Origin of the sequence: Nonomuraea sp. NPDC048901 (assembly GCF_040649695.1) — a bacterium.
Lineage (GTDB): Bacteria > Actinomycetota > Actinomycetes > Streptosporangiales > Streptosporangiaceae > Nonomuraea.
The window spans coordinates 288,918-315,111 of the sequence record NZ_JBEZFW010000001.1; the positions used below are offsets into that span (position 1 = coordinate 288,918).

The following is a 26,194-nucleotide window of genomic DNA, read 5'->3' on the forward strand; positions in this document are numbered from 1 at the left end:
GCACTATGGAGGTGTGGGTGACGACAGAGCAGGCAGTGACGATGAGATCGCTCGCGCGGTGCTCGCCAGCTCGCCCAACGCCGTGGTCGCGCTCGACAGGGACCAGACCGTACTCGTCTGGAACCGGGCGGCGGAGCGGCTCTTCGGCTGGTCGGCCGAGGAGATGCTGGGCCGCAGGGCGCCGATCGTGCCGGGGGAGCTGACAGCGGAGCACAACGCGGTGCTCGAACGGGTGCGTACGGGCGGCCAGGTGTCGCTGCGCACCAAGCGGTTGCGCAGGGACGGCACCGTGCTCGACCTGAGGGTCGACACGAGCGCGCTGCTCACGGGCAGCGCCGTGGCGGGCTACGTCTTCGTGCACCATCTGACCGAGGCTGACGAGGCCGCCAGGAACCGCATGGCGCGGCGGGCCCGGCTGGTGCGCCGGCTCACCGACGTGGTCGGCGACATCAACGCCGAGCTGGAGCTGTCCACGGTGCTCGACCGCATCGCGGCCAGCCTGACCGAGCTGACCGGCGCCGACGCGGGCGGCTTCGTGCTCATCGAGGGCGAGCGGCTGCGGCTGGTGAGCGCGCACCAGTTGCCCGACTCGCTCAAGGACGTGACGGCCGAGCTGCGTACCAGCCTGGTCGGCAAGCTCTTACGTACCGGGAAGACGGTGATGCTGGAGTCGCAGGGGCTTGGCGACCTGGTGTGGGCCGAGCTCGACGGGCTGCACACGATCGCGCTCGGCCTGGCGGCGGTCGGTGGCCGTCCCTACGGGGCGCTGTACGCGCTGTTCGCCGAGCACAAGCCCGGCCATCTGGAGCTCGAACTCCTGGAGCTGCTGGCCGGGCACGCCGGCATCGCGGTCGGCAACGCGGTGGCCTATCAGGAGGCCGTACGCCAGCGGGCGCACGAGCGGGCGGTGTTCGACGCCAGCGCCGACGGCATCGCCGTGCTCGACCGCGCCGGGCGGGTCAGCCAGTGGAACCCGGCCGCCGCCGAGCTCACCGCGACGCCGGGAGAGGCCGTAATCGGCGGGCCGCTGCCCTTCCCGCTGCCCAGCCCGGGAGAGAAGCTCACCTACCAGCTGGAGAGCGGGCGCTGGCTGGACGTGGTCAGCGCCCAGATCGTGGAGACCGGAGAGGTGGTCGTCGACTTCCGCGACGTGACCACGGCCAAGGAGCTGGAGGAGGCCAAGGACCTGTTCCTGGCCACGACCAGCCACGAGCTGCGCACGCCCATCACGATCGTGCGCGGGTTCGCCAGCACGCTCGACGCGCGCTGGGACAAGCTGAACGACACCGAGCGGCGCTCCGCCGTCCACACGATCGCCGAGCGGGCCAGGTCGCTCGGCCAGCTCATGGACCACCTGCTGCTCGGCGCCAGGGCGGGCGCCGACGAGCCGCCGGTGCGCATCGAGGCGTTCGATCTGGCCGAGCGGATCCACGCGGCCACGCTCGGGCTGCCCGTGCTGTCCGACAGGCACCGGGTGGAGGTGGCCATCCCCGACGCGCTGCCGTACGTCAGAGGCGACGCGCTCGCCACCGACATCATCCTCGGCCAGCTGCTGGAGAACGCCTTCAAGTATTCGCCGACGGGCGGCCTGATCAGCGTGGGCGCCTGGCCCGAGGACGACGCCGTGGTCGTGGTCGTGGACGATGAGGGCGTCGGCATCGCCGCGCCGGACCGGGAGCGGGTCTTCGAGCGGTTCGTCCAGGTCGACAGCGGTGACCGCCGCAGGTTCGGCGGAGTCGGCCTCGGGCTCTACATTGTCCGCAGTCTGGCCAGGGCTCAGGGCGGCGATGTGAGTGCCCATCCGCGACCCGGTGGAGGCACTCGAATGCGGCTCGTGTTGGGCAACGCTTCCCCTATCCGATCCGACACACCGATGCGGTAACGAGGTGGTAACGGTTACGCTGATCTATCGTCCGATGTGTACAAGCTGTGATCGAGATGCGGTTTCTGGGATCGAGTAACGGGGCATTTCGGTCGTACCGGGGAGTGTTCCCGTGGGGGGCACTGGGAGCGGGGAGGTGGGTGTGTCAAGCGTGGTGCTACTGCCGTACGCGCCGTCCAGTGTCGCCGTCGCCCGCCAGCGTCTGAGCACTGACCTGCAGGATCGCGGTGTTTTCGCCACCGCGATCGACGATGCCGTCCTCGTGGTGAGCGAGCTGCTGAGCAACGCGCTACGGCATGCGCATCCGCTGCCGTCGGGCATGGTCAGGGTGGCCTGGCTGCGGAGCGACGAACACATCGAGGTCGCTGTGAGCGATGGCGGCGCGGCCACCGAGCCCCGTGCCGGCCGGCCGACTCTGTCGTCGCTCGGGGGCAGGGGACTCGGCATCGTCGAGTACGTCGCGGAGAGCTGGGGAGTCCGCCACGACGGTGACATCACGACGGTGTGGGCGATCTTGCACGCCCCCAACGGATTGATGAACGGGCAGGTCCACGCACTGCGAGAGGCCGGATAGCGGCTACGCGCTCAGCGGCCGGCCGGCCAGGATCGCGCGCTCTCCCACGGTCCACGCCGTGGAGATCAACAGGTAGAGCGCCGCGCCCAGCGGTAGCACCGCGGCGGCCAGCACCGTGCCGAACGGCATCAGCGGCATGATCCTGCGGATCAGCGCGGGCTGCTCGTCGGGCAGTGTGGCACTGACTTTGCGGGCTGAAATCCACGCCACGACCGCGATCAGCGCGATGACCACGGCGAAGACCGAAAATGGCACACTAACCAGACCGTAATTGGTGACGATTCCCGCCACATGCTGCCCCAAAGGGGCGCCCAGCAGGTCATGGCCCAGGAAAGCGGTCGGGTGCGTGGCGACCCGATACATCACCCAGATGAACGGAAGCTGCCCCAATCCCGGGAGGATCGTGGCGAAAGGTGAGGTGCCTTCCTTCGCGTACAGCTTGGTGGTCTCCTTGGCCAGCCGCTCGGGGTTGCGCGACCACCGCTTCCGCAGCTCGGCCAGCTTGGGCGCCAAGCGCTTCTGGACCTGTGCGGCGCGGGCCTGGCGGATGCTGAGCGGCAGCAGCAGGAGGCGTACGGCCACGGTGAACAGCACGATGGCCACGGCGGCGTTGTCGCCGGCCACGGCCAGCAGAAATGACACGAAAGAGTCGAACATGAGCCCTTCAATCAAAGAGAGATGGATCAGGGCTCACTGAAGAGAGCCCCGCTTAGCCGGAAGCGGGGCGCGATGACGGGGCTCGTGGCCGTGGCCGGCCTGCCGCCGCGGGATGGCGCTGGCGCTGGAAGGCCGTGCGCCGGGCGTACATCAGCGGGAACCCGGGCGCGTCGCCGCCGATGGCGGGCAGCAGCCGGGCGGCCCAGGTGGCGAGCAGCAGGATCGCCACCATGGTCACGCCGATGAGCCAGGGGTCGAACAGGAAAAGCGTCACCGTGACGAGGACGACTTCCCGACCAAGGTGACGGCGATGAACACCAGAAGGGCGACCACACCGATGATGAGGGCGACCTTGACCAGGCCCATGATCATGGGGATCACGAAATTGAACAGCACGAAGAGGCCCAGGAGGGCCCCCAGCACGAGCATGACGACGCGACTCATGCGCCCACCGTACGTCCTGCGAGCATGATCCGCGAGGCTTACGAAGCAATGACGTAAGTGTCGATTCGGCACGCTCCCGCCGTACGGTGAAAGGGTGAACACGCGCATCCTGGTGGTCGACGACGACCCGACCGTGGCCGAAGTCGTGGCGCGATATCTGGAGCGCGACGGGCACGAGGTCGAGTGCGTGGGCGACGGCGCCGAGGCGCTGCGGCGGGCGCTGGCCAGCCCGCCGGATCTGATGGTGCTCGACCTGATGCTGCCGAAGATCGACGGGCTGCAGGTGTGCAGGAAGCTCAGGGAGCGCTGGCCGGTGCCGGTGATCATGCTGACCGCGCTCGGTGAGGAGATCGACCGGGTGGTCGGGCTCGAAACCGGCGCCGACGACTATGTGACCAAGCCCTTCAGCCCGCGTGAGCTGGCGCTGCGCGTCCAGTCGGTGCTGCGCCGCGCCCGCGGCGCCTCGGTCACGGGCGGCACGGGCGTGCTGCGTGACGGCGACCTGGTGGTCGACGTCGGGGCCCACGAGGTACGGCTGGGCGGGGCCGAGGTGCTGCTCACCGCCCGCGAGTTCGACCTGCTGGCCTACCTCGTGCGCAACCCTCGGCAGGCGTTCAGCCGGTCGGCGCTGCTCAACCAGGTGTGGGGATGGTCGTTCGGGGACTCCTCCACGGTGACCGTGCACGTCCGGCGGCTACGGGAGAAGATCGAGCCGGATCCGACCGCGCCGCGGCGGATCGTCACGGTCTGGGGCGTGGGATACCGGTACGAACCGCTCGAACCCGCCGGTGACCCACATATCGCTGGCGACCCACTCGACGGTGCGTCGTGACTCCCCATCCCGCGGTGATGAGCGATCTGGGGATGATCGTGGCGGTCACGGCGGGGCTGGGGCTGCTGGTGGGGATCCTGGGCGTGTCCGTCATGTGGCGGCTGCGTACTCGCTCGATCGGGGTCATGCTGGCCGTCGTCATGGTGGTCGCGATCGTGGCGACGCTCGCCGGCGTGGTGGCGATCACGCTCAAGATGATCATCGAGGGCGCGGTCAGGGACATCGTGCTCAGCGTGGTGGCCGTCGGCGGGCTGGTCGGGCTGGGGGTGGCGTTCGTGCTGGCCAGACGGGTCGTGGGGGAGAGCAGGCGGTTGGTGGCGGCCGTACGCGATCTGCCGTTCACCGCGCCCAAGGGGCTGCCGTCGGAGCTGCAGACGATCGCGAACACGCTGGAGGAGGCGTACGAACGGGAGCGCGCCCTGGAAGGGGCTCGGCGCGAGCTCGTCGCCTGGGTGAGCCACGACCTGCGCACTCCGCTCGCCGGGCTGCGGGCGATGGCCGAGGCGCTCGAAGACGGCGTGGTGTCCGACCGCAGGACCGTCGCGCGCTATCACGGCCAGATCAAGCTGGAGGTGGAGCGGCTTTCGGCGATGGTCGACGACCTGTTCGAGCTGTCGCGGATCCACGCCGGAGCGCTGCGGCTCACCCCTGCCCGGATCGGGCTCGCCGACCTGGTCGCCGACACGCTCGCCGGGGCCGAGCCGCTGGCCCGCGCCAAGGGGGTGCGACTGACCGCCGAGGCGGCCGAGGCGGTCCCCGTGCGGGCGGACCCGAACGCCCTGAGCCGGGCGCTGGGCAACCTCGTCGTGAACGCGATCCGGCACACGCCGTCGGACCGCACGGTCGTGTTGCGGGCGGCCGTCGACTCGGGCATGGCGTGCCTGTCGGTCAGCGACTGCTGCGGAGGGATCCCCGACGAGGACCTGCACCGGGTGTTCGAGGTGGCCTTCAGGGGCGAGGCGGCCCGGACCCCGACCAAAGACGGCGGGGCCGGGCTCGGCCTGGCGATCGCGCAGGGCATCGTGGAGGCGCACGACGGGGTGATCGGTGTGGTCAACGACGGGCCGGGCTGCCGCTTCGAGATCCGGCTGCCGCTGGTCTCGGGATAGCGCGCCCGTCAGGTTTGGGACTTCAACCGGACTCCGGAAGTGCGCTGTCGTGACCGGCGCCGAACGACTCCGACATCGCGCGGAACGTCGGGCACGGCCAGCGCCACATGCAACTCCGGCACCGCAGGATGGGGTGCTCGGCGTCGCTCGTGATGCCGCCCGCGTCGCGCGGCTGGTGGAGGTCGAACAGCCGCAGCCCGAGCTCGGAGAATCTGAGCAGGTCGTCGCGGGCGTCGGCGAGGAAGTCGAGGTCCTCGCCGGCGAGTTTCGTGTGTACGGGGACGAAGCCTTCGTGATTGATCAGACTACGCAGGCGCCCCACTCTGTCATGCCACGAGGTGGCCTTCTCTGTGCGGATGAGGATGGCTTCCAGCCGTTCGCGGAGCCGTCGTCGGTGCGGGTCTTCGGGTTTCTCTGTTCTCATGAATGCTCGGGCCCGTGGGTCTCGCCCGGCCCCTCCTTCTCAAGTGAAGTAGTGACCAGAAGCGAGGTGCCGGGCCGCCCCCCTCTCCGGCCATGCCGGTGTCACACAGTCAAGCTTCGCGTACTCTCTGTTTTCATGGAGTCCAAACGGAGGACAAAATCCTGAGGTTGCCCTATCGGCGTGACAACGTGACCGGAAGCCTCCGCGCCGCTAGCCTGCCCATGTGGAGCTCAAGGTCTCGACTCGATCACATGCCGGCCATGCGCTAGTCGCCATCACCGGTGAAATCGACCTCTATACGGCACCCCACCTGCAGGCGGAGTTCGCTCGGCTACTGCAGGACGGGCCCAGCCGCGTGGTCATCGACATGTCCGGCGTGGATTTCTGCGACTCCACGGGGATGAACGTCTTGCTGTCCGCGCTGAAACGCGTCAAGGAGCAGGGCGGGGCGCTCGACGTCGCCGCCCCACGGCCGGCCGTACGCAAGATTCTGCAGGTCACCGGTCTCGATTCGGTCTTCACCGTGCATGACGAGGTGCCGCAGGAGTTCCTCATCTCCGAGGGGTCATGAAGGATACGGCAGTTATCGTCCCGGCCAAGGACGAGGCCGACCGCATCGGTGCCACGGTCACCGCGGCCCTCGCGCTGCCCGGCGTCGATCTGGTCGTGGTCGTCGACGACGGCTCGACCGACCAGACCGGCCGGGTGGCGCGGGCGGCGGGGGCCAGGGTGGTCCGGCACAGCCGCAACCGCGGCAAGGCGGCGGCCATGGAGTCGGGCGCCGAAGCCGTGCGCCTGCTCGACGGTGAGACGCCGCACCACTTACTCTTCCTGGACGCCGACCTGGGCGACACCGCCCGGGCCGCTTCCCCGCTGATCGAACCGGTGCGCGCCGGCACGGCCGACATGACCATCGCGGTCTTCGCCACCCGCGTCAAGCTGGGCGGCCACGGCCTGGTCGTCCGCCTGTCCAGGGACGGCATCCGCAGGGCCACCGGCTTCGAGCCCGCTCAGCCGCTCAACGGCCAGCGCTGCATCACCAGAGACGCCTTCGAGGCCGCCCGGCCGCTGGCGCACGGGTTCGGCGTGGAGACGGCGCTGACGATCGACCTGCTGCGCAAGGGCTATCGGGTGGAGGAGGTCGAGGTGGAGATGGCCCATCGGGCCTCCGGCACGGACTGGCGGGCCCAGGTGCATCGGGCCAAGCAGCTACGGGATGTGGCACGCGCGCTCGCCACTCGGGAGCCGCTAATCACCCAAAACCTCGACAAAATCCGCCCAAAGCGCTAGCCCCCTCCGCTCCTTTACCTGGCAAACTTCCCCAACTTTCCTGATCGGCCGGGAAATGGGCGGTTTTCCCGGTTTGTGGGCATCGGTGGTTGGGGGGCATCGGGCTTGCGCTGCGCCGGCTTCGCCGACGGCAGCACCGTGATCGACGGCAGCGCCGTGACCGGCGACGTGCTGGTGGCCGCTGACGGCGTGATGTGCGCTGCCTTCGAGCTGCCGGACGGCTTGTTCAGCTGCCGGACGGCCTGTTCGAGCTGTCGGACGGTTCGTGCGAGCTGCCGGATGGTTCGTGCGAGCTGCCGGACGGTCTGTTGGAGCTGTCGGATGGCTTGTTCGAGCTGCCGACCGCGGGGCCGTGGCGGAACAGTGGCGGAACTGTCGGTGCGGGTCTGTTCACTGTGTTCATGGACACCGAACCGCGGCGGCGCGGGCCATTCTGGGATGTGCTGGCCGGGCGGGTCCCGCCGCCGGCCGCGGCCGAGACCCTGGGCTGGCAGCTGATCGAGGTGGATCCCGAGCGGGGCACCATCGAGGTGGCGTTCGAGGCGAGCGAGCGGTTCGTCAATCCCGTCGGGGTGATCCAGGGCGGTTTCCTCGCCGCGATGCTCGACGACACACTGGGGCCGGCGCTGGTCGCGACGCTGCCGGAAGACCAGTTCGCGGTCACCCTCGACCTGCACGTCCAATACCTCCGCCCGGCGCGGCCGGGGCGGCTCACCGGCCGGGGGCGGGTGGTGCGGCGCGGCAGGGAGGTGTGCTTCCTGGCCGGCGAGCTCATCGCGCCCGACGGCAAGACCGTGGCCGTGGCGACCGCGACCGCCCACCTCCAGACCCGCCGGGATTGAGGAGAATGTGGCACTCGGTCGCCGACTGATATCTCGTACGCGTTATGCCCGTAGAGACCACTAAAGTGGCTCTTGGACGAGCGTGGCCGGGGGCCGCGGTCAACCTCAGGAATGGAGTGTCATGAGCGATGACATCCCCACCGGCCAGTCCGCATGGGAACGCATTGACACGACCATCCCCCATTCAGCCCGCGTGTGGAACTATCTGCTGGGCGGCAAAGATCACTTCGCGCCCGACCGCGAGGCCGGTGAGCTGCTGCTTCGGACATTTCCTGACTTCGCCGAGGTTGCTCGGCTGCAGCGGGAGTTCCTCATCCGCGCGGTCACGTACCTGGTGGAAGAGGCCGGAGTCCGGCAATTTCTGGACATCGGGACCGGCTTGCCGACGGCCAACAACATCCACGAGGTCGCTCAGCGCACCGCCCCCGAGACCCGGGTCGTCTACGTCGACAACGATCCCATCGTGCTGGTCCACGCCCGTGCCCTGCTGACCAGCACCGAGCCGGGCGTCACCGCGTACATCGACGCCGACGTACGCAACCCCGATGTCATCCTCCAAGGCGCGGCCAAGACTCTCGACTTCAGTCAGCCCATCGCCCTGGTGATGTTGAGCATCGCCGGGCAGGTGCCCGACGAGGACGACCCGTGGGGGATCGTCGACCGGCTGATGGCCGCGTTATCGCCGGGCAGCTACCTCGTGCTCAGCGACGGCACCAACACCAACCCGGCCCTGATGGAGGCCGTCAGCGCCTACAACAAGGCGGCCGCCAACTCCTATCACCTGCGCAGTCCCGCCCAGATGGGTACGTTCTTCGAGGGGCTTGAGCTTGTCGAGCCCGGCGTCGTACCCACTCCCCAGTGGCGGCGGCGCAGTGACGCGTGGGACGAGCCGTCCAAGCTGGTGAGCGCGGTGTGCGGGGTCGCGCGAAAGCCGTAGGAGCTCCAGGACATCCATCGCGCTCTCTGATCCGAACCACCTGTGGCCGGCGCCACGTCGGCCACGGCGGGAGGGTGCATGGAAGCGGGACGCGAACCGGGCCGCATTGAACCGGGACCCACGTCGGGCCGCATCGAACCGGGACGTGCGTCGGGGGGTTTCGAAGCCCGGTATGGGCCATCGAGTCGCGGCGAGGGCCGCGGGCCGGGGGATTTCGAGGCCCGGTATGGGTCGTCGGGTCCTGGTGAGGCGGGACGTGGGTCGGGCGGTTTTGACGCCCGGCATACGTCGCCGGGCCGCAGCGCGCCGGGGCGTACCTCGGGCCGTGGCGAGGCAGGACGTGCCTCGGGCCGCGTCGAAGCGGGATGTGAGCCGGGCTGGGGAGGCGAGCGGGTCCCTGGGGTCGAGGAGTTGCTGGAGGACGTCGCGCGGGGGGACAGGGCGGCGTTCGAGCGGCTGTACGAGGTCGTGGCGCCGCGCGTGTTCGGGCTTGTGCTGCGGGTGCTCCGGGATCGGGCCCAGAGCGAGGAGGTGGCTCAGGAGGTCCTGGTGGAGGTGTGGCGCAACGCCGCGCGCTTCCAGTCGGGCCGGGGCTCGGGGATGGCCTGGGTGCTGACGATCGCGCATCGCCGGGCGATCGACCGGGTCCGTTCGGCTCAGGCGAGTATGGATCGCGAGGAGCGAGCGGCCCGGATGGACGTGCACCGGCCCTTCGACGAGGTCGCCGAATCCGTCGAAACCCGGCTCGAACGCGAGCGCCTGCGCCGCTGCCTGCAGGGCCTGACCGCGTTGCAGCGAGAGTCGGTCACCATCGCCTATTACGGCGGATATTCCTATCGTGAGGTCGCTGAGCTGGTCAAAGTCCCGCTCGCGACGGTGAAGACCAGGATGCGCGACGGGCTGATCCGGCTGCGCGACTGCCTGGGGGTGGAGCGATGAGAGGCATGACCGGCGGGCCCGATCCGCACACGCTGGTCGGCGCGTACGCGCTGGACGCCGTCGACGACGAGCTGGAGCGGCGCCACTTCGAGGACCATCTGACCGGGTGCGCCGAGTGCGCGCTGGAGGTCGCCGCGTTCGCCGAGACCGCGGCCCGGCTGGGTTCCGCCGTGGCCGTCGAGCCGCCGCCCGGCCTCAAGGAGCGGGTATTCGCCCAGATCGACCAGGTCCGGCAGGTCCCGCCGACCGTCGCCGTACCCGCCCAGGAAGACAGCTGGGGGACACCGCGGCGCCCCGAGCATCGGGCTGGGCGGCGCCCACAGGGGCGGGCCCAACGGTCTCGGCCGCGGCTGCGGTGGCGGCCGCTGGTGGCGGCCGTGGGCGTCGCGGCCTGCCTGGCGGCGGCCGTCGTGTTCGGTGTCGGCGCCTTGCAGGCCCGTGACGAGCTGGACCAGGTACGGCGGATGAACCAGGAGGTCGCCGCGGTGCTGACCGCGCCGGACTCCCGCATCGCCACGGCCGCGGCCAAGCAGGGCGGTCGTGGCACGGTGGTCGTGTCGCGCTCGCGGGGCAAGATGGTGTTCCTGGCCGCCGGGCTGGCCGATCTGCCGGAAGGCCAGGTCTATCAGCTCTGGCAGCTGGCCCCTGGGCGGATCAGGTCGGCCGGGCTGCTCAGCGCCGACGCCGCAGGCCGCACGCAGCCGGTGATCGCCGCGCCGGGACCCGGGGTGGCCAAGCTCGGCGTCACCGTCGAACCGGCCGGCGGCTCCGCACAGCCGACCACCCGGCCGCTGTTCCTGGTCAACCTGCCCGCCACCTGACCCCGTCACCGCGCGACACGGTCACCGCACGGTGCCCACCACCTGACCCCGATCGCCACTCATCCACGGTTGCCCATCCATCCGGGGGTCGGCCGCGAATACCTGGTACGGCAGTGGCGGCGAGCGCGTCACTCGAGGCCATCTCGTGAGTGACGCGCCGACCGGCCCGTTGTTGAACGGTTATCCGGCGCACCGCGTATCTCCACGTGACCCATCCCCACACCCCCCAAGGGGAAGCATGCGTTGGACCACGATCGTCGGCGCCCTGCTCTGCGCGACACTGGCCGGTGGGTGTGCCGCGTCGGCGGCGGGAGCGCCCGCCGCCATGGCCGCCTACGACCAGCAGGACGTCACCTTCAGCCAGGAGATGATCACTCATCACCGGCAGACCATCCAGCTGGCCGAGCTGGTCGCGAAGCGCACGGACACGCCGTACGTACGCGAACTGAGCCAGAAGCTGGAGACCAACGAGAAGGCCGACATCGAGAAGATGTCGTCGTGGCTGAAGTCCTGGCAGGTGGCCGTACCGGCCGAGGACACCAAGGGCGTCGCCGACCAGGTCGCCCAGCTGACCCCGAAGTCCGGTAAGGCCTTCGACAAGCTCTGGCTCTCGCTGATCTCGCAGCACCTCGACCACGGCGTCATGATGGCCACGTCCGCCCAGAGCGGCGGGAAGCACGGTCCCACGATCGAGATGGCGACTCGGCTCGTCTCCGAGCAGACGGCCCAGATCGCGGAGATCAAGGAGCACCAGGCCTGATCGTGACCCGTACACAGGACTCGCGGCGGCAGGTGGGCGCGACGCGCGCCAGGCTGCCGATGCGTCTTGCGCGGTCGGCCTCGTTCACGGTCGTCTGCGTGGCCCTGTCCGCCATCGGGCACTGGCTGGCGGGCGGCAACGCCCCAGGGCCTGGCATGGTCGCGGGCGCGGGCGCCGTCGTGCTGGTCGCGGCCACCGCTATGGCCGGCAGGGAGCGATCCCAGCCGCTGATCATCGGGCTGCTCGGCACGGGGCAGGTGGGCCTGCACGTGCTGTTCGCCTCGACGGGCGAGTCCCCGCACCTGGCGGATGTCCATGGCCAGAGCACCTGGCCCGGCATGTTCCTGTGTCACGCCGTCGCCACGCTGCTGACCGCGTGGTGGCTGGCCGGCGGTGAGGCCGCCCTCTGGTCGTTGCTGCGCCGTCTCGCCTCGCGCGCCGTACGGATCCTCACGCCTGTCGTCGGCCCTCTCTGGCCGCCCGCCGCCCCCGTGGCCGCGGATCTCGTTCCCGACCGGCCGCGCGAGCGCATGTTGCGGTACGCGGTCGTACGGCGCGGCCCCCCACTTCGTTCTGCCTGACCCCTCAACGACGCGAGCAGTCGAGCGCGTCGTGTCCGGCATTTCCGAAAACGAAGTGGAGACTCCCATGCTTTACCGCCGAATCGGCACCGTAGCCGCGGCAGCCCTGGCCCTCACGGTGGGCCTCGCGATCCCCGCCCTCGCCCATGTCACGATCAACCCCGGGACCGCGGAGAAGGGCGGCTGGACCAAGCTCGCCTTCCGGGTGCCCAACGAGCGTGACGACGCCTCGACCACCAAACTCGTCGTCACCTTCCCCATCGACCATCCCCTGCCCTTCGTCTCGGTCAAGCCGGTTCCCGGCTGGAAGGCCGAGCTGACCGAGGGCAAGCTGCCCGAGCCCGTGGTCGCCGACGACGGGGACAAGGTCACCGAATCCGTCCTGAAGGTCACGTGGACGGGTGGCAAGATCGAGCCGGGACAGTTCCAGGAGTTCGAGGTGTCGGTCGGGCCCCTGCCCAAGGACGTGGACGAGATCGCCTTCCCGACCGAGCAGACCTACACCGGCGGCGAGGTCGTCAAGTGGGCGGACGCGCCCAAGAGCGACGGCACGGAGGCGGAGCACCCGCTGCCCACGCTGAAGCTGGTGGCGGCGGCGTCCGGCGGGGAGCACGCCGGGATGGCCATGACCACGGCGGCTCCGCCCGCCGCGCAGCAGACGGTCGCCGTGATGAAGCAGTCCGCCTCGTCGCCGGCGTCCGACGGCACGGCCCGGGTCATGGGCGTGGCGGGCATCATCGTCGGGCTCCTGGGCGGCGGTTTGGGGCTGGTGAGCCTCAGACGGCGCTCCCCGGCCGCCTGACGCGCCGCTCCCCGGCCGCATGACAAGCCGCTGTCACGCCCTTCCCGATGAGTTTCCGGCCGTTAGCGTCTTCAACTCTCTGTGTTTACCTGAGTAAAGCGGACATCAGCGTAGCCTCGTCGCTTTCCGGCCGAGGTCGGGAGGCGATCCGGTGGAAGCCGATGCCGCGTCCGTCCGGCGAGCCGGGCGGACCGTGGTTGAGAGCCGCGTTGTCGGGGCCTGATTCCGCATTCCCGGATGGGGTGCGGCTCTTGGGCCACCGCCCCGCCGGACGCTGTCCCGTTGGTGCGAACACCAATGGGGGCGGGGACCGAGCGCCAGTCAGGCACCCGGCTGTTGCTGAACATTACCATACGATTACTTTCGGTAGCGGTCGGTCGGAAGCTTCGATCACAGTTCTTCTGGCAACCACAGGTTGGCGTAGCGAGCGCTAGCAACGGTTCATAGCCTGTCTACACCCGCGACAGCGGTAGCAGCAGGCGGAGGGGCGCGGTGATGAGCGACATCCAGCAGCAGGTCCAGCAGGCCATCGACCGGATGGTCAAGTCCGGAGCCGAACGTGGCGTGCAGGTCGCCGTCTACCAGCACGGCGAGCAGGTGGTGGACGCCGTGGGGCCGCTGGGCGTGGCCGACGAGCTCTACTTCGGCATGCCGGCCGCCGAGCACGGCCGCCTGGCCCGGCTGGAGGACCAGGAGGGCGCCGCGGACATGATGGCGGGCATGCCGCCGGACTCGCCGATGTTCAGGGCGGGCCCGGCGGCAACGTTCCCGTCGGCCGCTCTGGGCAACCGGGCGGACATTCTGGCGGCCGACATCCCGGCGGGCGGCAAGACCTCGGCCCGCGCCATCGCGCGCGTGTACGCCGCGCTCATGGGCGACGTCCCCGGTGTGCGGCTGATCTCTCCGGAGCGGCTGCGCGCGTTCGCGGTGACCAAGAACCGGCTGACCGCCGACTTCTCCGCCGCCACCCAGCTCATCCAGATCGTCTCCGGCCGCTGATCCCTGCGTGAACGAGTACTCCAGGCGGTTGTTCCTGCGGCTCGGCGGTGCCGCCGTGGCCGGTGGGCTGGTCCCCGCCGCGCGGGGATCGGCCCACTCGGCGGACTTCGCCCTCCTGCGCCGCCGGTGGCGGGACGTGACGGCGGGCGGGGGGTTCGACGCGACCGCGGAGCCGTACCGGACCAGGCTCGTACAACTGGGCAGCACGGCGGCCGGCTACCGGGACACCATGGCGCCGACCGGCACGTCGCTCTGGCCCGGCCTGGCGTTCCCGTCCTTCGTCCAGACCCCGGTGCGGCTGCAGGCCATGGCCCGTGCGTACGCCTTACCCGGGACCGGCCTGACCGGCGACGCGAGCCTGGCCGCGGCCGTCGCCACCGGTCTCGACCACTACCGGCGGCAGGTGTACGCGGCGGGCGCCCGCCCGGTCGGCAACTGGTGGCCCTGGCAGATCGGCACCCCGAAGCGGCTCCTCGACGTGGCCCTGCTGATCGGCCCGCACCTGACGGACCAGCAGAGCCGGGCGCTGAGCGAGGCTGTGGACCACTTCGTACCCGAATGGCGCCTGGACGACTACAGCGGCAACAGCACCGGAGCCAACCGGGTGGACCTGTGCACGGTGACGCTGCTGCGGGCCATCCTCAGAGCCGACGCGGACAAGGCCGCGCTGGCCGTCTCGGCGCTGGAGCCGGTCTTCCCGTACGTCACCGAGGGCGACGGCTTCTACCGGGACGGCTCGTTCATCCAGCACACCTCCATCCCATACCAGGGCGGATACGGAATGGTGATGCTGTCCGGCCTCGCGACGCTGTTCGCGGTGCTGCGCGGCACTCCGTGGGAGATCGCCGCCCCGAACCTCTTCGACATGGTCGAGCGGTCGTTCGCGCCGTTCATCCACGACGGCTTCTGCATGGACCTGGTCAGCGGGCGGGGGATCGGCCGGGATCCGTACGGCGACCACAGGAGGGGGCGGCTGATCGCCTCGGCGATCCTGCTGCTCGGGGACGCGGCGCCCGTCGCGGCCCGGACCCGCTGGCAGGGCATGGTCAAGGGCTGGGCGGTACGTGACACGGTCCAGCCGATGCTCGAAGAGGCCGACCTGGGGTTCCACGCCCGCCTGGCCGCGATCCTGGACGACGAGACGATCCCCGCCGCGCCGGAACCGGCCGGGCACAGATTGCTGCCGATGAGCGCCCGCGCCGTCCACCGGGGGCCGGGCTGGTGCGCGGGGCTCAGCATGGCCTCCTACCGGATCGGCCACTACGAGCACGGCAACGGCGAGAACCTACGCGGCTGGCACACCGGCTCGGGAATGCTCTACTGGTGGGCGAAGGGCCACGGCGACCAGTACTCCGACTCCTTCTGGGCCACCGTCGACCCCTACCGCCTGCCGGGCACGACCGTCTCCACCAAGCGGCTGGCCGACGGCGCCGGCGCGGCGTGGGGCGACACCTGCCCGCCGGGCCGCTGGGTTGGCGGCGCCACGGACGGCAGGTACGCGACGGTCGGCCAGCACCTGAACGGCCTCCAGAGCACGATGGAGGCGTTCAAGTCGTGGTTCTTCCTCGATGACGCCGTGATCTGCCTGGGGGCCGGGATCACCGGGCGGGACGGTGTGCCGGTCGAGACCATCGTGGACAACCGCCGGACCGGCGCGCTCCTCACCCTCGACCAGAAGGCGGGCTGGGCGCACCTGGCGGGCCACGGCGGCTACGTCTTCCACGGCCTCCTGCGCACGCTGCGCGAGAACCGCGCCGCCGGCTCGGTGACCCGGAGCTATGTGACCCTCTGGCTCGACCACGGGATCGACCCGGACGCGGCCGGTTACTTCTACGTGCTCCTCCCGGGCGCGACCCCGGCGCGGACCCGCGCCCGCGCCACCGACCCGACCTGGTTACGCGTCCTGGCCAACACCGCGCGCCAGCAGGGTGTCCAGGTGCCATCGCTCGGCCTGACCGCCGTCAACTTCTGGAACGCCGGAGCGGTCGGTGGCCTGACCGCCTCCGCTCCGTGCGCGGTCCTCGTCAAGGAGTGCGGCGACGGCACGGCCACGCTGACGGTGTCGGATCCCCGGCGCGACCTGAGCGAGCTGACCGTGACCTGGGACCGGCCGGTGACCCGGGTGCTGCGCGGCGATCCGCTCCTGGTGAGTGCCACGACGGGCGCGCGGCTCACCCTCCGGTGGGGGCGGCTGTCGGACCGGGGCGGCAGCTCGAAGACGATCACCGTACGGCTGGGCTAGGGGCGACCTCGCCTACAGGTCCAGGCGGACGCCGTGGGACTCGAGCCAGACGTTCAGGTCCAGGGCCAGCTCCAGGCTCATCCTCGACATCGTCGTGGTCGTCTTGCCGACCGGGGCCGCGGTGAGCTCCCTGACGGCCGCCGCGTCGAGCAGCGGCAGGACCGGCGCCGTCCCGGCGCGGACGAGGCCGCTCAACGTGTCGCGGAGCGCCTGCTCGTAGGCGACGTCCTGGGTCGCCGGGTAGGGGCTCTTGACCCGCCGCAGGATCGACTCGGGCACCAGGTCGCCGGCGGCGGCGCGGAGCAGGCTCTTCTCCCGGCCGTCGAAGGTCTTCATCGCCCATGGCGTGTTGAAGACGTACTCGACCAGCCGGTGGTCGCAGAACGGCACCCGGACCTCCAGGCCGACGGCCATGCTCAACCGGTCCTTGCGGTCCAGCAGGACCGGCAGGAACCGGGTCAGGTGCAGGTAGCAGACCTCCCGCATCCGCCGTTCGAGGGCGTTCTGGCCAGGCAGGTACGGCACCTCGGCCAGCGCGCTCCGGTAAGTGTCCGCGGTGTAGGACGGCAGGTCGAGCCGGTCGAACAGCGCCCTGTCGAGCAGATCGGCCGGATCGTGGTCACGCATGACCATCGCGAGCCACGGGAAGGTGTCGGCCTCGACCGCCTGTGGCATGTGGAACCACGCGTACCCACCGAACAGCTCATCGGCCGACTCTCCGGACAGGGCCACGGTGGAGTGCTCGCGGATCGCCCTGAACAGCATGTACAGGGAGCCGTTCATGTCACCGAGGAAGTTCGGGATGTCGAAGGCGCGCACCACCGACGAGCGCAGGCGCGGGTCGGTCAGCTCCGCGGTGTCGAGCATGATGTCGGTGTGGTCGGAGTCGACGTAGCGCGCGAGCTCCTGTACGAACGGCGCGTCCGGATCACCGCGCAGCTCGTCGGGCTGGAACTGCTCGGCGTATCCGGCGAAGTCCACGGCGAAGGACCGGATCTGCCCATGCTTCTTGGCCAGCGCGGTGATGGTGCTGGAGTCCAGGCCGCCCGACAGCAGGCTGCACAGGGGCACGTCCGAGACGAGCTGGCGGCCCACGATGTCCTCGAGCAGGGCGCGGATCGTGCTGATGGTGACGTCGAGGTCGTCGGTGTGCTCGCGCGGCTCCAGCGCCCAGTAGCGGCGGATGGCCAGCCCTTCCCGGCGTACCCGCAGCAGGTGGCCGGGGCGCAGCTCGCGCATGCCCTTGAAGACGGCCCGCTCCGGGCTCCTGCCCAAGGTGAGCAGTTCGCGCAGGCCGTCCGTGTCCACCACCGGCTCGACCAGCGGGTTGGCGAGGATCGCCTTCGGCTCCGAGCCGAACAGCACGCCATCGCGCAGCGGGTAGTAGTAGAGCGGCTTGACGCCCAGGCGGTCGCGCACCAGCAGGAGCTCCTGGGCGCGGTCGTCCCAGATGGCGAAGGCGTACATGCCGTTGAGCCGGTCGGCGACACCCGCGCCCCATTCCAGATAGCCGTGGAGCACGACCTCGGTGTCGCTCCTGGTGCGGAAGCGGTGCCCCTTGGCCGCCAGTTCGGCCCGCAGCTCGACGAAGTTGTAGATCTCCCCGCTGTAGGTGATGACGACCGGGCCCTCGGCCGTCATGGGCATGTGGCCGCCCTCGACGTCGATGACCGCGAGCCGCCGGTTGCCGAGTATGGCGTGCGGTGACAGCCACAACCCCCGATCGTCCGGGCCGCGGCAGCTCATGGTCTCGGTCATGGCCTGGGCTGTGCCATGTTCACGGGCCAGGTCGCGGCTGAAGTCCACCCATCCGGCGATTCCGCACATGCGAGAGTCCTCCCAAGGGTTTGGGGGTGTCTTCATATCGGGATACGTGCAACGTATCCGCGCGTAGGCGGATGGTCTATGGACGGGAACGGAAGGGCTCGTACAAATCAGGCGCTCAACCGCTGGAATGGCGGTATCGGGCGAACCTTTCAGTCCTAACTGGATTTGCCGAAATTGATCGACCCGAAAATGTCGCCCGCTTGGAGCACCGGGCCGGTGATCCGGGCGTCGCCGCTGATCGTGTTGGACACGTCGTGCTTGGTCTGGACGAGTCTGGCCGTCTCCGTGGTCCACGACGTCAGGTTCTGCCCGAATTCAGCGTCTTCCTGGGCGCGTTCGACCAGGCTTTTGGCGGTTTCCTCCGGGGTTTGCGCTGTTTCGATGGCGGCTACGGCGTCGTCGCCGAAACGGCGGCGTACGAGGCCCGTCAAAGAGGTCCAGGCATTCTTGCCGGCTTCGCCCGCGGCGCCGCCGACAATCGCCGATATGACCGCCGCCAGAGCGGGAATGACGCTCGGATCCATCGCGCAGCTCTTTTCGTCAAGGACGTTCTCCCAGACTAGCGCTCCGCTTGCCACGATCCAGTGCGACGGGAACACTACTGAACCGTGGCTGGGCCGGAGAGCGCTGGGCAGGCGAACGACGCTGATATACGCAACGAGGTGTCCGGACAGGTGTCCGGCGGGGTGGTGCAGGCCAGGGACATAGGGTCCGTGACCATAGGCGCCACGCCTCCGCCGCCCGTACGGATCCCCCGGCAGCTGCCCGCCGCGCCGCCCGGCTTCGTCAACCGGACCACCGAGCTGGCGCTGCTCGACCGCCTCCTTCTCCTTGAGGAGGGACCCGCGATCGCGGTGGTCAGCGGCCTCAAGGGAGTCGGCAAGAGCGCGGTCAGCCGCCGCTGGGCGCACCAGGTCCACGAGCGGTTCAGCGACGGCCAGCTGTACGCCGACTTCGGCGCGCTGCGGCACCGGGGCGGCACCGAGGTCAGCGACGTCCTCGGCGGGTTCCTGCGCGCGTTCGGCGTCCATGAGGAGTGGATCCCGGCGGAGCTGCCGGAACGGGCGGCCATGTTCCGCTCCATGACGGCCGACCTGCGGCTGCTCGTGCTGCTGGACGACGCCGAGCACGCCGCCGAGGTGACGCCGCTGTTCCCCGCCTCCGCCGCGAGCGCGGTCGTCGTGACCAGCCACCACCAGCTCGGCGAGCTGCTCGTCGCGGGCGCGCGGCCGGTCAGAGTCGCGCCGCTCCAGGACGAGGAGGGGGTACGACTCCTCTCGGGCATGCTCGGCGAGGACCGGGTCGCCGCCGAGCGGGAGCGGGTGAGCGAGCTCGTACGGCTGTGCGGCGGCCTGCCGATCGCCCTGCGGGTGGCCGGGGCGCGGCTGGTCCAACGGCCGACATGGACGGTCGAGCGGCTGGTCGGCGAGCTGCGGGACGCCGAACGACGGCTGGACCACCTGATGACGGAGGGCAGAGCGATCGTCGAAGCGGTTTTCGACTCCGCGTACACCGGGCTGCCGGAGCAGGCGGCCCGGCTCTACCGCCTGCTGGGCACGCTGCCCGGCCCCGGCTTCTCGGCCGGGGTGGCGCGGGCCGTCCTGGAGAGCGAGCCGGACCACGCGCTGGACCTGCTTCTCGATGCGAGTCTCGTCGAGGAGCTCGACGGCGACACGTACCGCTTCCATGACCTGGTCCGGCTGCACGCGGCCCGGTGCGCGCGGCGCGTGGACCCGCCCGAGGCGCGGGAGGCGGCGCTGCGGCGGGTGGCGGAGTGGTACCTGGGGCAGGTGGCCGCCGCCGACGCCGCCATGGGTCCCCGGCTGCGCCTGGCCGACCATCGGGAGCGGTTGTCGGCCGTCGGCCTGCCGTTCGCCACACCTGGAGCGGCCCTCGACTGGCTGGAGAAGGAGCGCCCCAACGTGCTCGCGCTACTGCGCGCGGCGGCGGCAGGTGAATGGGACGAGCTGGTCTGGCAGCTGGCCGAGGCCCTGTGGCCGCTCTATCACGAGCGCAAGCACTACGCGGACTGGATCGAGACCAACCGGCTGGGCGTGGCCGCGGCGCTCCGCGTCGGCGACCGTGCCGTGGAGGCCAGGATGCGGAACCAGGTGGCCCGCGCCCACCTGGAGCTCGGCGAAACCGACCAGGCCCAGGCCGAGCTGGTCCACGCGCATCAGGCGGCCCGCGAGGCGGCTGACCCGAGGATGGAGGCGGTCGTCCTGGAGTCGCTCGGGCAGGTCGCCCTGACCCAAGCCTCCGCCTTGGAGTCCCTCGGCCAGGCCCGGGAGCTGATGGAGGATGCCGTCGCCCACTTCGCCGCCGCGCTGGCCATCCACGAAGGGCTGGGCAACACGCGGGGGATCGGCCTGCAGAGCTACCATCTCGGCCTGGTTCACAGCCGCGCGGGCCGGCACGAAGCGGCGATCGCCGCCTTCGACCGGGCTCTGGCTCTCATGATCTCGGCCGGTGACCGGCTCAGCCAGGGGAAGATCCACCTCGTCCTGGGCGAGGCCCACCGCGAGCTCGGCCACTCCGCGCAGGCGCTGCACTCGGCACGGATCGCCGTGGACATCATGCGCGAGCGCCGCATTCCGGCCAAGGAGACGCGTGCCCTGGAGCTGCTGGCCGACCTCGACCCCAGGGACGCCGAGGGCTATCTGCGGCAGGCCATCGCGGTCTGCCTCGCCTCCGGCAACCTGCCCAAGGCCGAGGAACTCCGCGCCCGCCTGAGCGGCGACTAAGCGAGGTCGATGGCCGCTTCCCGGTCGCCGACCCGGACGGTGGTCAAGGGGCCGTCGCCGTTGACCAGCCAGCCGTACACCGCGGACGGCAGGCACCGGGGGTCGAGGTCGCCGCGCGCTCCGGCGGACGCGGTGACGTCGAAACGCCGCCCGTCCCGTAGCGTCAGACGGACCCGCCGCGCACCGACCACCTCGGCCGCCATGAGACAGCCGGGATAGCGCCGCAGAGTCTCCGCCGCCCAGCCGTCAGCCGGGTCCCCGCGGACGATGATGGCCGCGGTCTCCAACCGCCGCCGGTCCGGCTCCTCGGCGTCCACGACGAGATGCGGGTCTCGTACGCGCTCCCCCTCACCGGTCACGGGGAAGCGCTGCCCCGCGCCGGCCACAGGGAAGCGGCGCAGGGACACGGTGCCGTCCTGGACCTCGGCTTCGACCAGGAACGAGAGCACCTCGCCACGCTCCCCCAAGGGATCGGGCAGCGCGGTGGCGGCGGGCTCGGGTCCGGGTTCGAGGTCCATCAGCCGGTACGCGACGTGCCGTAACAACGTGCCCGCCCGGCCGGACTCGCCCAGCGTCCGCCCGGTGACCTCGTCATAGGCACCCGGCCGGTACGTGTCCATGATCCGCTCGATCTGCCCCAGCAGGTCCCGCCGCGGGTCGAGGCGGGGCAGCGCCCGGGACAGCGCGGCCGTGGGGGAGGCCGGATCGAGCTCCTCGGCCTCCCGACCGGACGAGGCCAGGAGGGTGGGGCGGCCCAGCGCGGCGCCGTAGAAGGTGACCGACCCGTGGTCGCCCACGACCACGTCCGCCGCCAGGAGCGCCGCCTGCCAGCCCTGCCGGGGAGGCAGCAGCACCAGGCCGGCGTCGAGGGCGTCCCCCAGCCACAGCCGGACCTGCAGGCCGCCGTGGCCGTACCAGACGTTCGGATGCGCGGCCAGGACCACCTGGTACTCGTCCACCGGCAACTCGGCCGTCAGCCGCGCGACCAGGTCGTCGTTGGCGCCGAGCAGGGAGTGTTCGCCCCAGGTGGAGCTGATCAGCACCAGCTTGCGGTCGTCGGTGCCGAGGGCGCGCCGGTAGCGGTCGCGCCGCGCCGCGTTCGCCAGGATCCGGTCGAAGCACGGATCGCCGGTCACCACGGCCAGAGGCACCGCCTCCGGGCATTCGCCCGCCAACCGGGTCAGCTGCTCGTGGTGCGGCAGGGCGATGGCCGCCGGTACGAGCCGGCCGTCGTGCACCAGCTGGCGCCGGGCGAGACCCGAGACGCCGCCTGCGGCGGGAAGCAGCCGGTTGTGCCCGGCGCCGTGCGGAACCAGCAGCAGCGGGGCCCTCAGCCGGTGCAGGTCGCCGTTGGCGCTGGCGGAGACGGCCAGGTCGAAGGGAGTGTCCACGGCCTGCGCCCAGGAGACGACACGTGCCTCGACGTCCCGCAGATAGTCGCCGATCCCGTCGTCGAACGCCGAACCCGCGGCGACCGTGAACAGCACCTGGACGCGAGGATCCGAACGGAACAGCGGCAGCACGTCCAGCAGCCGGCTCGCCGAGGTGACCGTACGCGCCACCGCGAGGATGTTCCGGCTGGTGCCGACCGTGCGCCAACGGCGAGACCCGGCGCCGATCGGTACACGAAGCCAACCCTCGCCGCTCACCACCACTCCGACCGGCCCGATTCCGCAGTAAAAGCCCACCATATGCCGCGAACCCGTCGTACATGGTACGCGGCCGCCCATTCCCCGGGAGGTCTTGTCGATGGATGCGGCGGCGGCCCGCGCCGCCGTCGATGCGGCCTGTTCGGCGCGCCAATACCGGGCCGCGCCGGCCGCCACAGCGACGGCGGCGTGGGCCGCCGGTCTGGGAGAGCCGCACGTGGGCGAGCGCCAGGCAATCACCTTTTCCGTCATTTACCATTTTCCTGGTGTGTCGTTGAAGAGCCGGGGGAAGCGCCGATCGCCTCTCCGGTGAAGACGATGAATTCCCGGCATGATGCTTTGGGGCGCCCCTCCTCGCGCGATGCCGCATTTCCCGACATATCCGATGCATTCGTATTATGTGGCCCCATGTTGTGAAATGAGGCTTTGCCTGTCGCCGGGAGACCGGGCCGCTCGCCGGGATTATGGTGGGATATGTTCATGCCGTATCGGCGTATCCCGGGAAACCGAATCCGGCGCTCTCATCCGATCCCCATCATCATCGGGGGAACGATCGTCATTCAGGGAGTGATCTCTGGTGCTCAAGCGTCTGCTTCTCAGCGCCGCCCTGGCGGCGTCCACCGTAATCGTCACCGGAACGGCCACCACGCAGGCCGCCGGCGCCGCGAGCGCCTGCCCGCCCACCGCCCAGCTCGCGGGCACCACGCCGCAGAGCGTGGCCAAGAAGTGCAAGTGGATGTGGGACAGTCACCACAACTGGTGCAAGTTCTGCTGGAGCCACGGCCACTGGTCCAAGCAGTGGTGCAAGAGCGGCGGCGGCGGTGGCGGCATGGGCGGTCACGGTCACGGCCATGACCACTGGTGGGATCACCACGACAATGGGTGGTGGGACGACGACCACTGACCCACCAGCACCGACCCACGCACAACGGACGCTCCGCGCGGCATCATCGCGCGGAGCGATCCCCCATGTAAAAGGCGCATTCTTCGGCGTGCTTGGTGGTGAATTCCGGAATCTCGCGTCGGCCGGAACCAGGCCCCTGCGGGGAGTCAGGAAGTCGCGCTCGGAGGCGCCAGGCCGAGCATCCGGGTGGTGATCCGGTGCAGGTGGACGCGGAAGCGGTCCACGCTCCTTTCGCCTTCGGAGAAGCTGGAAAGGGGCGTGCTCATCGTGGCGTAGCGCACGAAAATGATGACGGACCAGGCGATCGCTCGCACACAGAGCTCCACGTCGGCCTCGGAGTCCATGAGGCCCGCCGCGGCGGCGCTGTTGAACTTGCTGTAGACCGCATGGACCAACGGCTCGTTGTAGATCTGCTCCAGGTTCTGCAGATCGGCGGCGTCGCCCAGCCAGCGGTGCATCAGCAGCGCGGAGACGTCGGGGTTGTCGAGGCAGAAGTTCAGGTAGTCGTCGACCAGGGCGTGGACACTCGCCGCCAGTTGCGGCGCTCCCGACTCGTCCAAACGGGCGAGGGCGTGCTCCAGCAGGGCCTTCTGCGCGGTGTAGCCGCGCCCCATCACCGCCAGATAGAGCTCCCGCTTCGAACCGGCGAGCTCCATGACGGTCTCGATGTTCAGGTCGGCGGCTTCGGCGATCTGCCCCATCGTCGTTGCGTCGTATCCGAGGGCCGCGAACAACCGCGTCGCGGCCGAGATGATCCTTTCCACGCGGCTCCTTTCCTGAACGCCCGCGATCCGCTCCTCCATACGCGAGGTAACCCCCGTCCACTCCAACAGATCAGCTGTCAAGTCCGGGCAAAGCGACACGCGGCACGCCGGTCTGGCATCATGCGATCATGCGAATCGGGACGCTCGGCGCAGCTCGCATCACCCCCATGGCGCTCGTCAAGCCCGCCCGCGCCGTGCCCGAGGTCGAGGTGGCGGCGGTGGCCGCCCGGGATCGGTCGCGTGCCGAGAAGTTCGCGGCCAAGCACGGCATCCGGCTCGTCCACGACTCCTACGAGCAAGTGATCGCCGACCCCTCCCTGGACGCGATCTACAACCCGCTGCCGAACGCCCTGCACGCCGAGTGGACGCTCAAGGCGATCGAGGCGGGCAAGCACGTGCTGGCCGAGAAGCCGTTCACCTCCAACGCCGCCGAGGCGCGGTCCGTCGCGGACGCCGCCGCGAAGTCCGGCGTGGTGGTCATGGAGGCGTTCCACTACCGGTATCACCCGCTGATGGAACGGGCTCTCGAGATCGTCGCCACCGAACTCGGCGAGGTCCGGCATGTCGAGACATGGATGTGCTTTCCGCTCCCCAATTTCTCCGACATCCGCTACTCGCTGGAGCTCGGCGGCGGCGCGCTCATGGACGCGGGCTGCTACGCGGTGCACTGCCTGCGTACGCTCGGGCCGGGCGAGCCCTCGGTCGTGAGCGCGGCGGCCCTGCTGCGATCGCCGGGCGTCGACCGGGCGATGGCCGCCGACCTGCGCTTCCCCACCGGCGCGACCGGGCGGATCCACGCCTCCATGTGGTCGGGAAACCTGCTCAAGATCGCCGCGCGGGTCGACGGCGAACGCGGGTCGCTGCGCATCACGAACTTCATCGCCCCGCAGCTCTTCCACCGGATGACCGTGACCGTCGACGGCCGGCGGCGCCGCGAGCGCGTCGCGGGCGACGCGACGTACACCTGCCAGCTACGCGCCTTCGTGGCGGCGGTGGAGCAGGGCACCCCGCCGCTGACCCCGCCTGCGGACTCCGTCGCCAACATGACGGTCATCGACGACATCTATCGCAAGGCGGGACTCCCCCTCCGCGGCGTCCAGTAGCCGGCCCCGGGCCCTCACACGGTGAGCATCCCCTGTCCAATTGCCTACTTGAACATCCTATATAACTGGTAGGAAATTGGATGTTAGGCGCCGGGATTTGGAGGGATGACCGTGGATATGCCGAACTTCCTGGTCGTAGGGGTTCCGAAGGCGGGAACGACGGCCCTGCACGCCGCTCTCCAGCGGCATCCGCAGCTCTTCCTGCCACAGGTGAAGGAGCCCAAGTACTTCCTCACCGACGGCCCGCCACCGGCCAAGGGCGGGCCCGGCGACGTGGAGACGTACCGGGAGCACGTCTGGCGCCGCGAGGACTACGAGGCGCTGTTCGCCGCGGCGCCCGCGGGGACGCTGGCCGGCGAGTGCACGCCCTTCTACCTGTACGACCGGGACGCGCAGCGGCGCATCAAGGCGGCCATCCCGCACGCCAGGCTCATCGTGATCGTGCGGGACCCGGTCGAGCGCGCCCACTCCAACTGGACCCACCTGTGGTCGGCCGGGCTCGAACCGATCGGCGACGTGGTGCGCGCCTGCGAGGCGGAGGGCAAACGGATCGCGGCCGGGTGGGCGCACTTCTGGCACTACGTGGGACTCGGCCGGTACGGCGAGCAGCTGGCCGCCCTGTACGAGCTGTTCCCGCGCGAGCAGGTGCTGCTCTTCCGCTACCGGGACCTCGTCGACCGGCCGGCCGACACGCTCGACCGGATCTGCGGCTTCCTCGGGGTGGAGCGGGGGCTGCTGACCGAGATGCCGAGGGAGAACGTGACGGCGCATCCCGACGCGAGCCCCCGGCACGCGGTGCTGTCCTCGGTCCGGCGGCTCCTGCCCGGGGCTCTGGCCGATCCCGTCGAGCAGCTGCTCCAGCGGCGGGCCGCCCCGCGCCGCCCTCTGACCTGGGAGCAGCGGCGGCAGCTCATCCCGTACTTCACCGACGACATCCGGCTCCTTCAGCAGGTCACCGGCGAGGACTTCAGCGACTGGCTCAGGCCCAGGGAGCGTTCGGGTGGCCTGGTCGGCAGCCGGCCGCCCGGCCAGCGGCAGTCCAGGAACGGGCGCCCGCACCCGTCCTGA

At 70.3% G+C, this 26,194-nt stretch carries 27 protein-coding genes; 19 read left to right on the forward strand and 8 right to left on the reverse strand.

Going from position 1 to position 26,194, the window contains the following annotated elements; genetic code table 11:
- Nucleotides 1-13: 13 nt before the first annotated feature.
- Entirely contained in the window at nt 14-1,882 is a 1,869-nt protein-coding gene (locus AB0C30_RS01505; protein WP_357938395.1) for a PAS domain S-box protein, read from the forward strand.
- Between the two features lie 142 nt (nt 1,883-2,024).
- Nucleotides 2,025-2,456: an ATP-binding protein gene (locus tag AB0C30_RS01510; protein ID WP_357938397.1), complete on the forward strand. Its 432-nt coding sequence runs from the start codon at nt 2,025-2,027 to the stop codon at nt 2,454-2,456.
- Between the two features lie 3 nt (nt 2,457-2,459).
- Here the strand turns inward: AB0C30_RS01510 and AB0C30_RS01515 are convergent, their stop codons facing one another.
- The 3 genes from AB0C30_RS01515 to AB0C30_RS01525 are packed head-to-tail and all read right to left on the reverse strand — an operon-like array spanning nt 2,460 to nt 3,557.
- The gene (locus AB0C30_RS01515; RefSeq protein ID WP_357938399.1) at nt 2,460-3,113 is read right to left on the reverse strand and encodes a YidC/Oxa1 family membrane protein insertase; all 654 of its coding nucleotides are present in this window, start codon (nt 3,111-3,113) and stop codon (nt 2,460-2,462) included.
- Between the two features lie 52 nt (nt 3,114-3,165).
- The gene (locus AB0C30_RS01520) at nt 3,166-3,387 is read right to left on the reverse strand and encodes a DUF6412 domain-containing protein (protein WP_357938401.1); all 222 of its coding nucleotides are present in this window, start codon (nt 3,385-3,387) and stop codon (nt 3,166-3,168) included.
- Nucleotides 3,384-3,557, reverse strand: a complete 174-nt coding sequence (locus AB0C30_RS01525) for a hypothetical protein (RefSeq protein ID WP_357938403.1) — start codon at nt 3,555-3,557, stop codon at nt 3,384-3,386. The genes AB0C30_RS01520 and AB0C30_RS01525 overlap by 4 nt, the downstream gene beginning before the upstream one ends.
- Nucleotides 3,558-3,651: 94 nt before the next feature.
- Here AB0C30_RS01525 and AB0C30_RS01530 point away from each other — a divergent pair, with 94 nt between their 5' ends.
- Both AB0C30_RS01530 and AB0C30_RS01535 read left to right on the forward strand, forming a co-directional pair.
- Nucleotides 3,652-4,389 (forward strand): response regulator transcription factor, encoded by a 738-nt coding sequence (locus tag AB0C30_RS01530; RefSeq protein ID WP_357938405.1) that lies wholly within the window; start codon nt 3,652-3,654, stop codon nt 4,387-4,389.
- Nucleotides 4,386-5,498, forward strand: a complete 1,113-nt coding sequence (locus tag AB0C30_RS01535; RefSeq protein WP_357938407.1) for a HAMP domain-containing sensor histidine kinase — start codon at nt 4,386-4,388, stop codon at nt 5,496-5,498. Before AB0C30_RS01530 ends, AB0C30_RS01535 begins: the two co-directional genes overlap by 4 nt.
- 22 nt (nt 5,499-5,520) lie before the next feature.
- On the opposite strand, the gene AB0C30_RS01540 is transcribed toward AB0C30_RS01535, so the two are convergent.
- Entirely contained in the window at nt 5,521-5,922 is a 402-nt protein-coding gene (locus tag AB0C30_RS01540) for a hypothetical protein (protein WP_357938409.1), read from the reverse strand.
- Between the two features lie 223 nt (nt 5,923-6,145).
- On the opposite strand from AB0C30_RS01540, the gene AB0C30_RS01545 reads away from it, so the two are divergent.
- From AB0C30_RS01545 to AB0C30_RS01595, 11 genes are all read left to right on the forward strand, one after another.
- Nucleotides 6,146-6,493, forward strand: a complete 348-nt coding sequence (locus AB0C30_RS01545; RefSeq protein WP_214635395.1) for an STAS domain-containing protein — start codon at nt 6,146-6,148, stop codon at nt 6,491-6,493.
- A complete protein-coding gene (locus tag AB0C30_RS01550) occupies nt 6,490-7,212 on the forward strand; it encodes a glycosyltransferase family 2 protein (protein WP_357938411.1) in 723 nt (240 codons plus the stop codon). Before AB0C30_RS01545 ends, AB0C30_RS01550 begins: the two co-directional genes overlap by 4 nt.
- A gap of 401 nt (nt 7,213-7,613) precedes the next feature.
- Nucleotides 7,614-8,054, forward strand: a complete 441-nt coding sequence (locus AB0C30_RS01555) for a PaaI family thioesterase (RefSeq protein WP_357938413.1) — start codon at nt 7,614-7,616, stop codon at nt 8,052-8,054.
- 121 nt (nt 8,055-8,175) lie between these two features.
- Nucleotides 8,176-8,991 (forward strand): SAM-dependent methyltransferase, encoded by an 816-nt coding sequence (locus tag AB0C30_RS01560; protein ID WP_357938415.1) that lies wholly within the window; start codon nt 8,176-8,178, stop codon nt 8,989-8,991.
- A 411-nt stretch (nt 8,992-9,402) separates the two neighbouring features.
- Nucleotides 9,403-9,930, forward strand: coding sequence for an ECF RNA polymerase sigma factor SigK (gene sigK / locus AB0C30_RS01565; RefSeq protein ID WP_357938417.1), 528 nt, complete (start codon nt 9,403-9,405; stop codon nt 9,928-9,930).
- Nucleotides 9,927-10,751, forward strand: coding sequence for an anti-sigma factor (locus AB0C30_RS01570; RefSeq protein ID WP_357938419.1), 825 nt, complete (start codon nt 9,927-9,929; stop codon nt 10,749-10,751). The genes sigK and AB0C30_RS01570 overlap by 4 nt, the downstream gene beginning before the upstream one ends.
- Before the next feature lie 238 nt (nt 10,752-10,989).
- Entirely contained in the window at nt 10,990-11,511 is a 522-nt protein-coding gene (locus AB0C30_RS01575) for a DUF305 domain-containing protein (protein WP_357938421.1), read from the forward strand.
- 2 nt (nt 11,512-11,513) lie between these two features.
- Nucleotides 11,514-12,092 (forward strand): MFS transporter, encoded by a 579-nt coding sequence (locus AB0C30_RS01580; protein WP_357938423.1) that lies wholly within the window; start codon nt 11,514-11,516, stop codon nt 12,090-12,092.
- A gap of 67 nt (nt 12,093-12,159) precedes the next feature.
- Nucleotides 12,160-12,894, forward strand: a complete 735-nt coding sequence (locus AB0C30_RS01585; RefSeq protein ID WP_357938425.1) for a YcnI family protein — start codon at nt 12,160-12,162, stop codon at nt 12,892-12,894.
- A 495-nt stretch (nt 12,895-13,389) separates the two neighbouring features.
- Nucleotides 13,390-13,893, forward strand: a complete 504-nt coding sequence (locus AB0C30_RS01590) for a hypothetical protein (protein ID WP_357938427.1) — start codon at nt 13,390-13,392, stop codon at nt 13,891-13,893.
- Between the two features lie 7 nt (nt 13,894-13,900).
- Nucleotides 13,901-16,135 carry a polysaccharide lyase 8 family protein gene (locus AB0C30_RS01595; protein ID WP_357938428.1) on the forward strand — a complete coding sequence of 745 codons (2,235 nt, stop codon included), beginning with the start codon at nt 13,901-13,903 and terminating at the stop codon, nt 16,133-16,135.
- Nucleotides 16,136-16,147: 12 nt separating this feature from the next.
- On the opposite strand, the gene asnB is transcribed toward AB0C30_RS01595, so the two are convergent.
- The gene (asnB, locus tag AB0C30_RS01600; RefSeq protein WP_357938430.1) at nt 16,148-17,962 is read right to left on the reverse strand and encodes an asparagine synthase (glutamine-hydrolyzing); all 1,815 of its coding nucleotides are present in this window, start codon (nt 17,960-17,962) and stop codon (nt 16,148-16,150) included.
- A gap of 155 nt (nt 17,963-18,117) precedes the next feature.
- Nucleotides 18,118-18,486 carry a hypothetical protein gene (locus tag AB0C30_RS01605; RefSeq protein ID WP_357938432.1) on the reverse strand — a complete coding sequence of 123 codons (369 nt, stop codon included), beginning with the start codon at nt 18,484-18,486 and terminating at the stop codon, nt 18,118-18,120.
- 138 nt (nt 18,487-18,624) lie between these two features.
- Here AB0C30_RS01605 and AB0C30_RS01610 point away from each other — a divergent pair, with 138 nt between their 5' ends.
- On the forward strand, nt 18,625-20,706 hold the full coding sequence (locus AB0C30_RS01610; protein ID WP_357938434.1) for a tetratricopeptide repeat protein: 2,082 nt from the start codon (nt 18,625-18,627) through the stop codon (nt 20,704-20,706).
- Here the strand turns inward: AB0C30_RS01610 and AB0C30_RS01615 are convergent.
- Nucleotides 20,703-22,268, reverse strand: coding sequence for a hypothetical protein (locus AB0C30_RS01615; RefSeq protein ID WP_357938436.1), 1,566 nt, complete (start codon nt 22,266-22,268; stop codon nt 20,703-20,705). The genes AB0C30_RS01610 and AB0C30_RS01615 overlap by 4 nt on opposite strands.
- A gap of 664 nt (nt 22,269-22,932) precedes the next feature.
- On the opposite strand from AB0C30_RS01615, the gene AB0C30_RS01620 reads away from it, so the two are divergent.
- Entirely contained in the window at nt 22,933-23,259 is a 327-nt protein-coding gene (locus tag AB0C30_RS01620; protein ID WP_357938438.1) for a hypothetical protein, read from the forward strand.
- 146 nt (nt 23,260-23,405) lie between these two features.
- On the opposite strand, the gene AB0C30_RS01625 is transcribed toward AB0C30_RS01620, so the two are convergent.
- Entirely contained in the window at nt 23,406-24,023 is a 618-nt protein-coding gene (locus AB0C30_RS01625) for a helix-turn-helix domain-containing protein (protein WP_357938440.1), read from the reverse strand.
- A gap of 128 nt (nt 24,024-24,151) precedes the next feature.
- Between AB0C30_RS01625 and AB0C30_RS01630 the strand changes: the two genes are divergently transcribed.
- Entirely contained in the window at nt 24,152-25,126 is a 975-nt protein-coding gene (locus AB0C30_RS01630) for a Gfo/Idh/MocA family oxidoreductase (protein WP_357938442.1), read from the forward strand.
- Nucleotides 25,127-25,231: 105 nt separating this feature from the next.
- Nucleotides 25,232-26,194 carry a sulfotransferase gene (locus tag AB0C30_RS01635; protein WP_357938443.1) on the forward strand — a complete coding sequence of 321 codons (963 nt, stop codon included), beginning with the start codon at nt 25,232-25,234 and terminating at the stop codon, nt 26,192-26,194.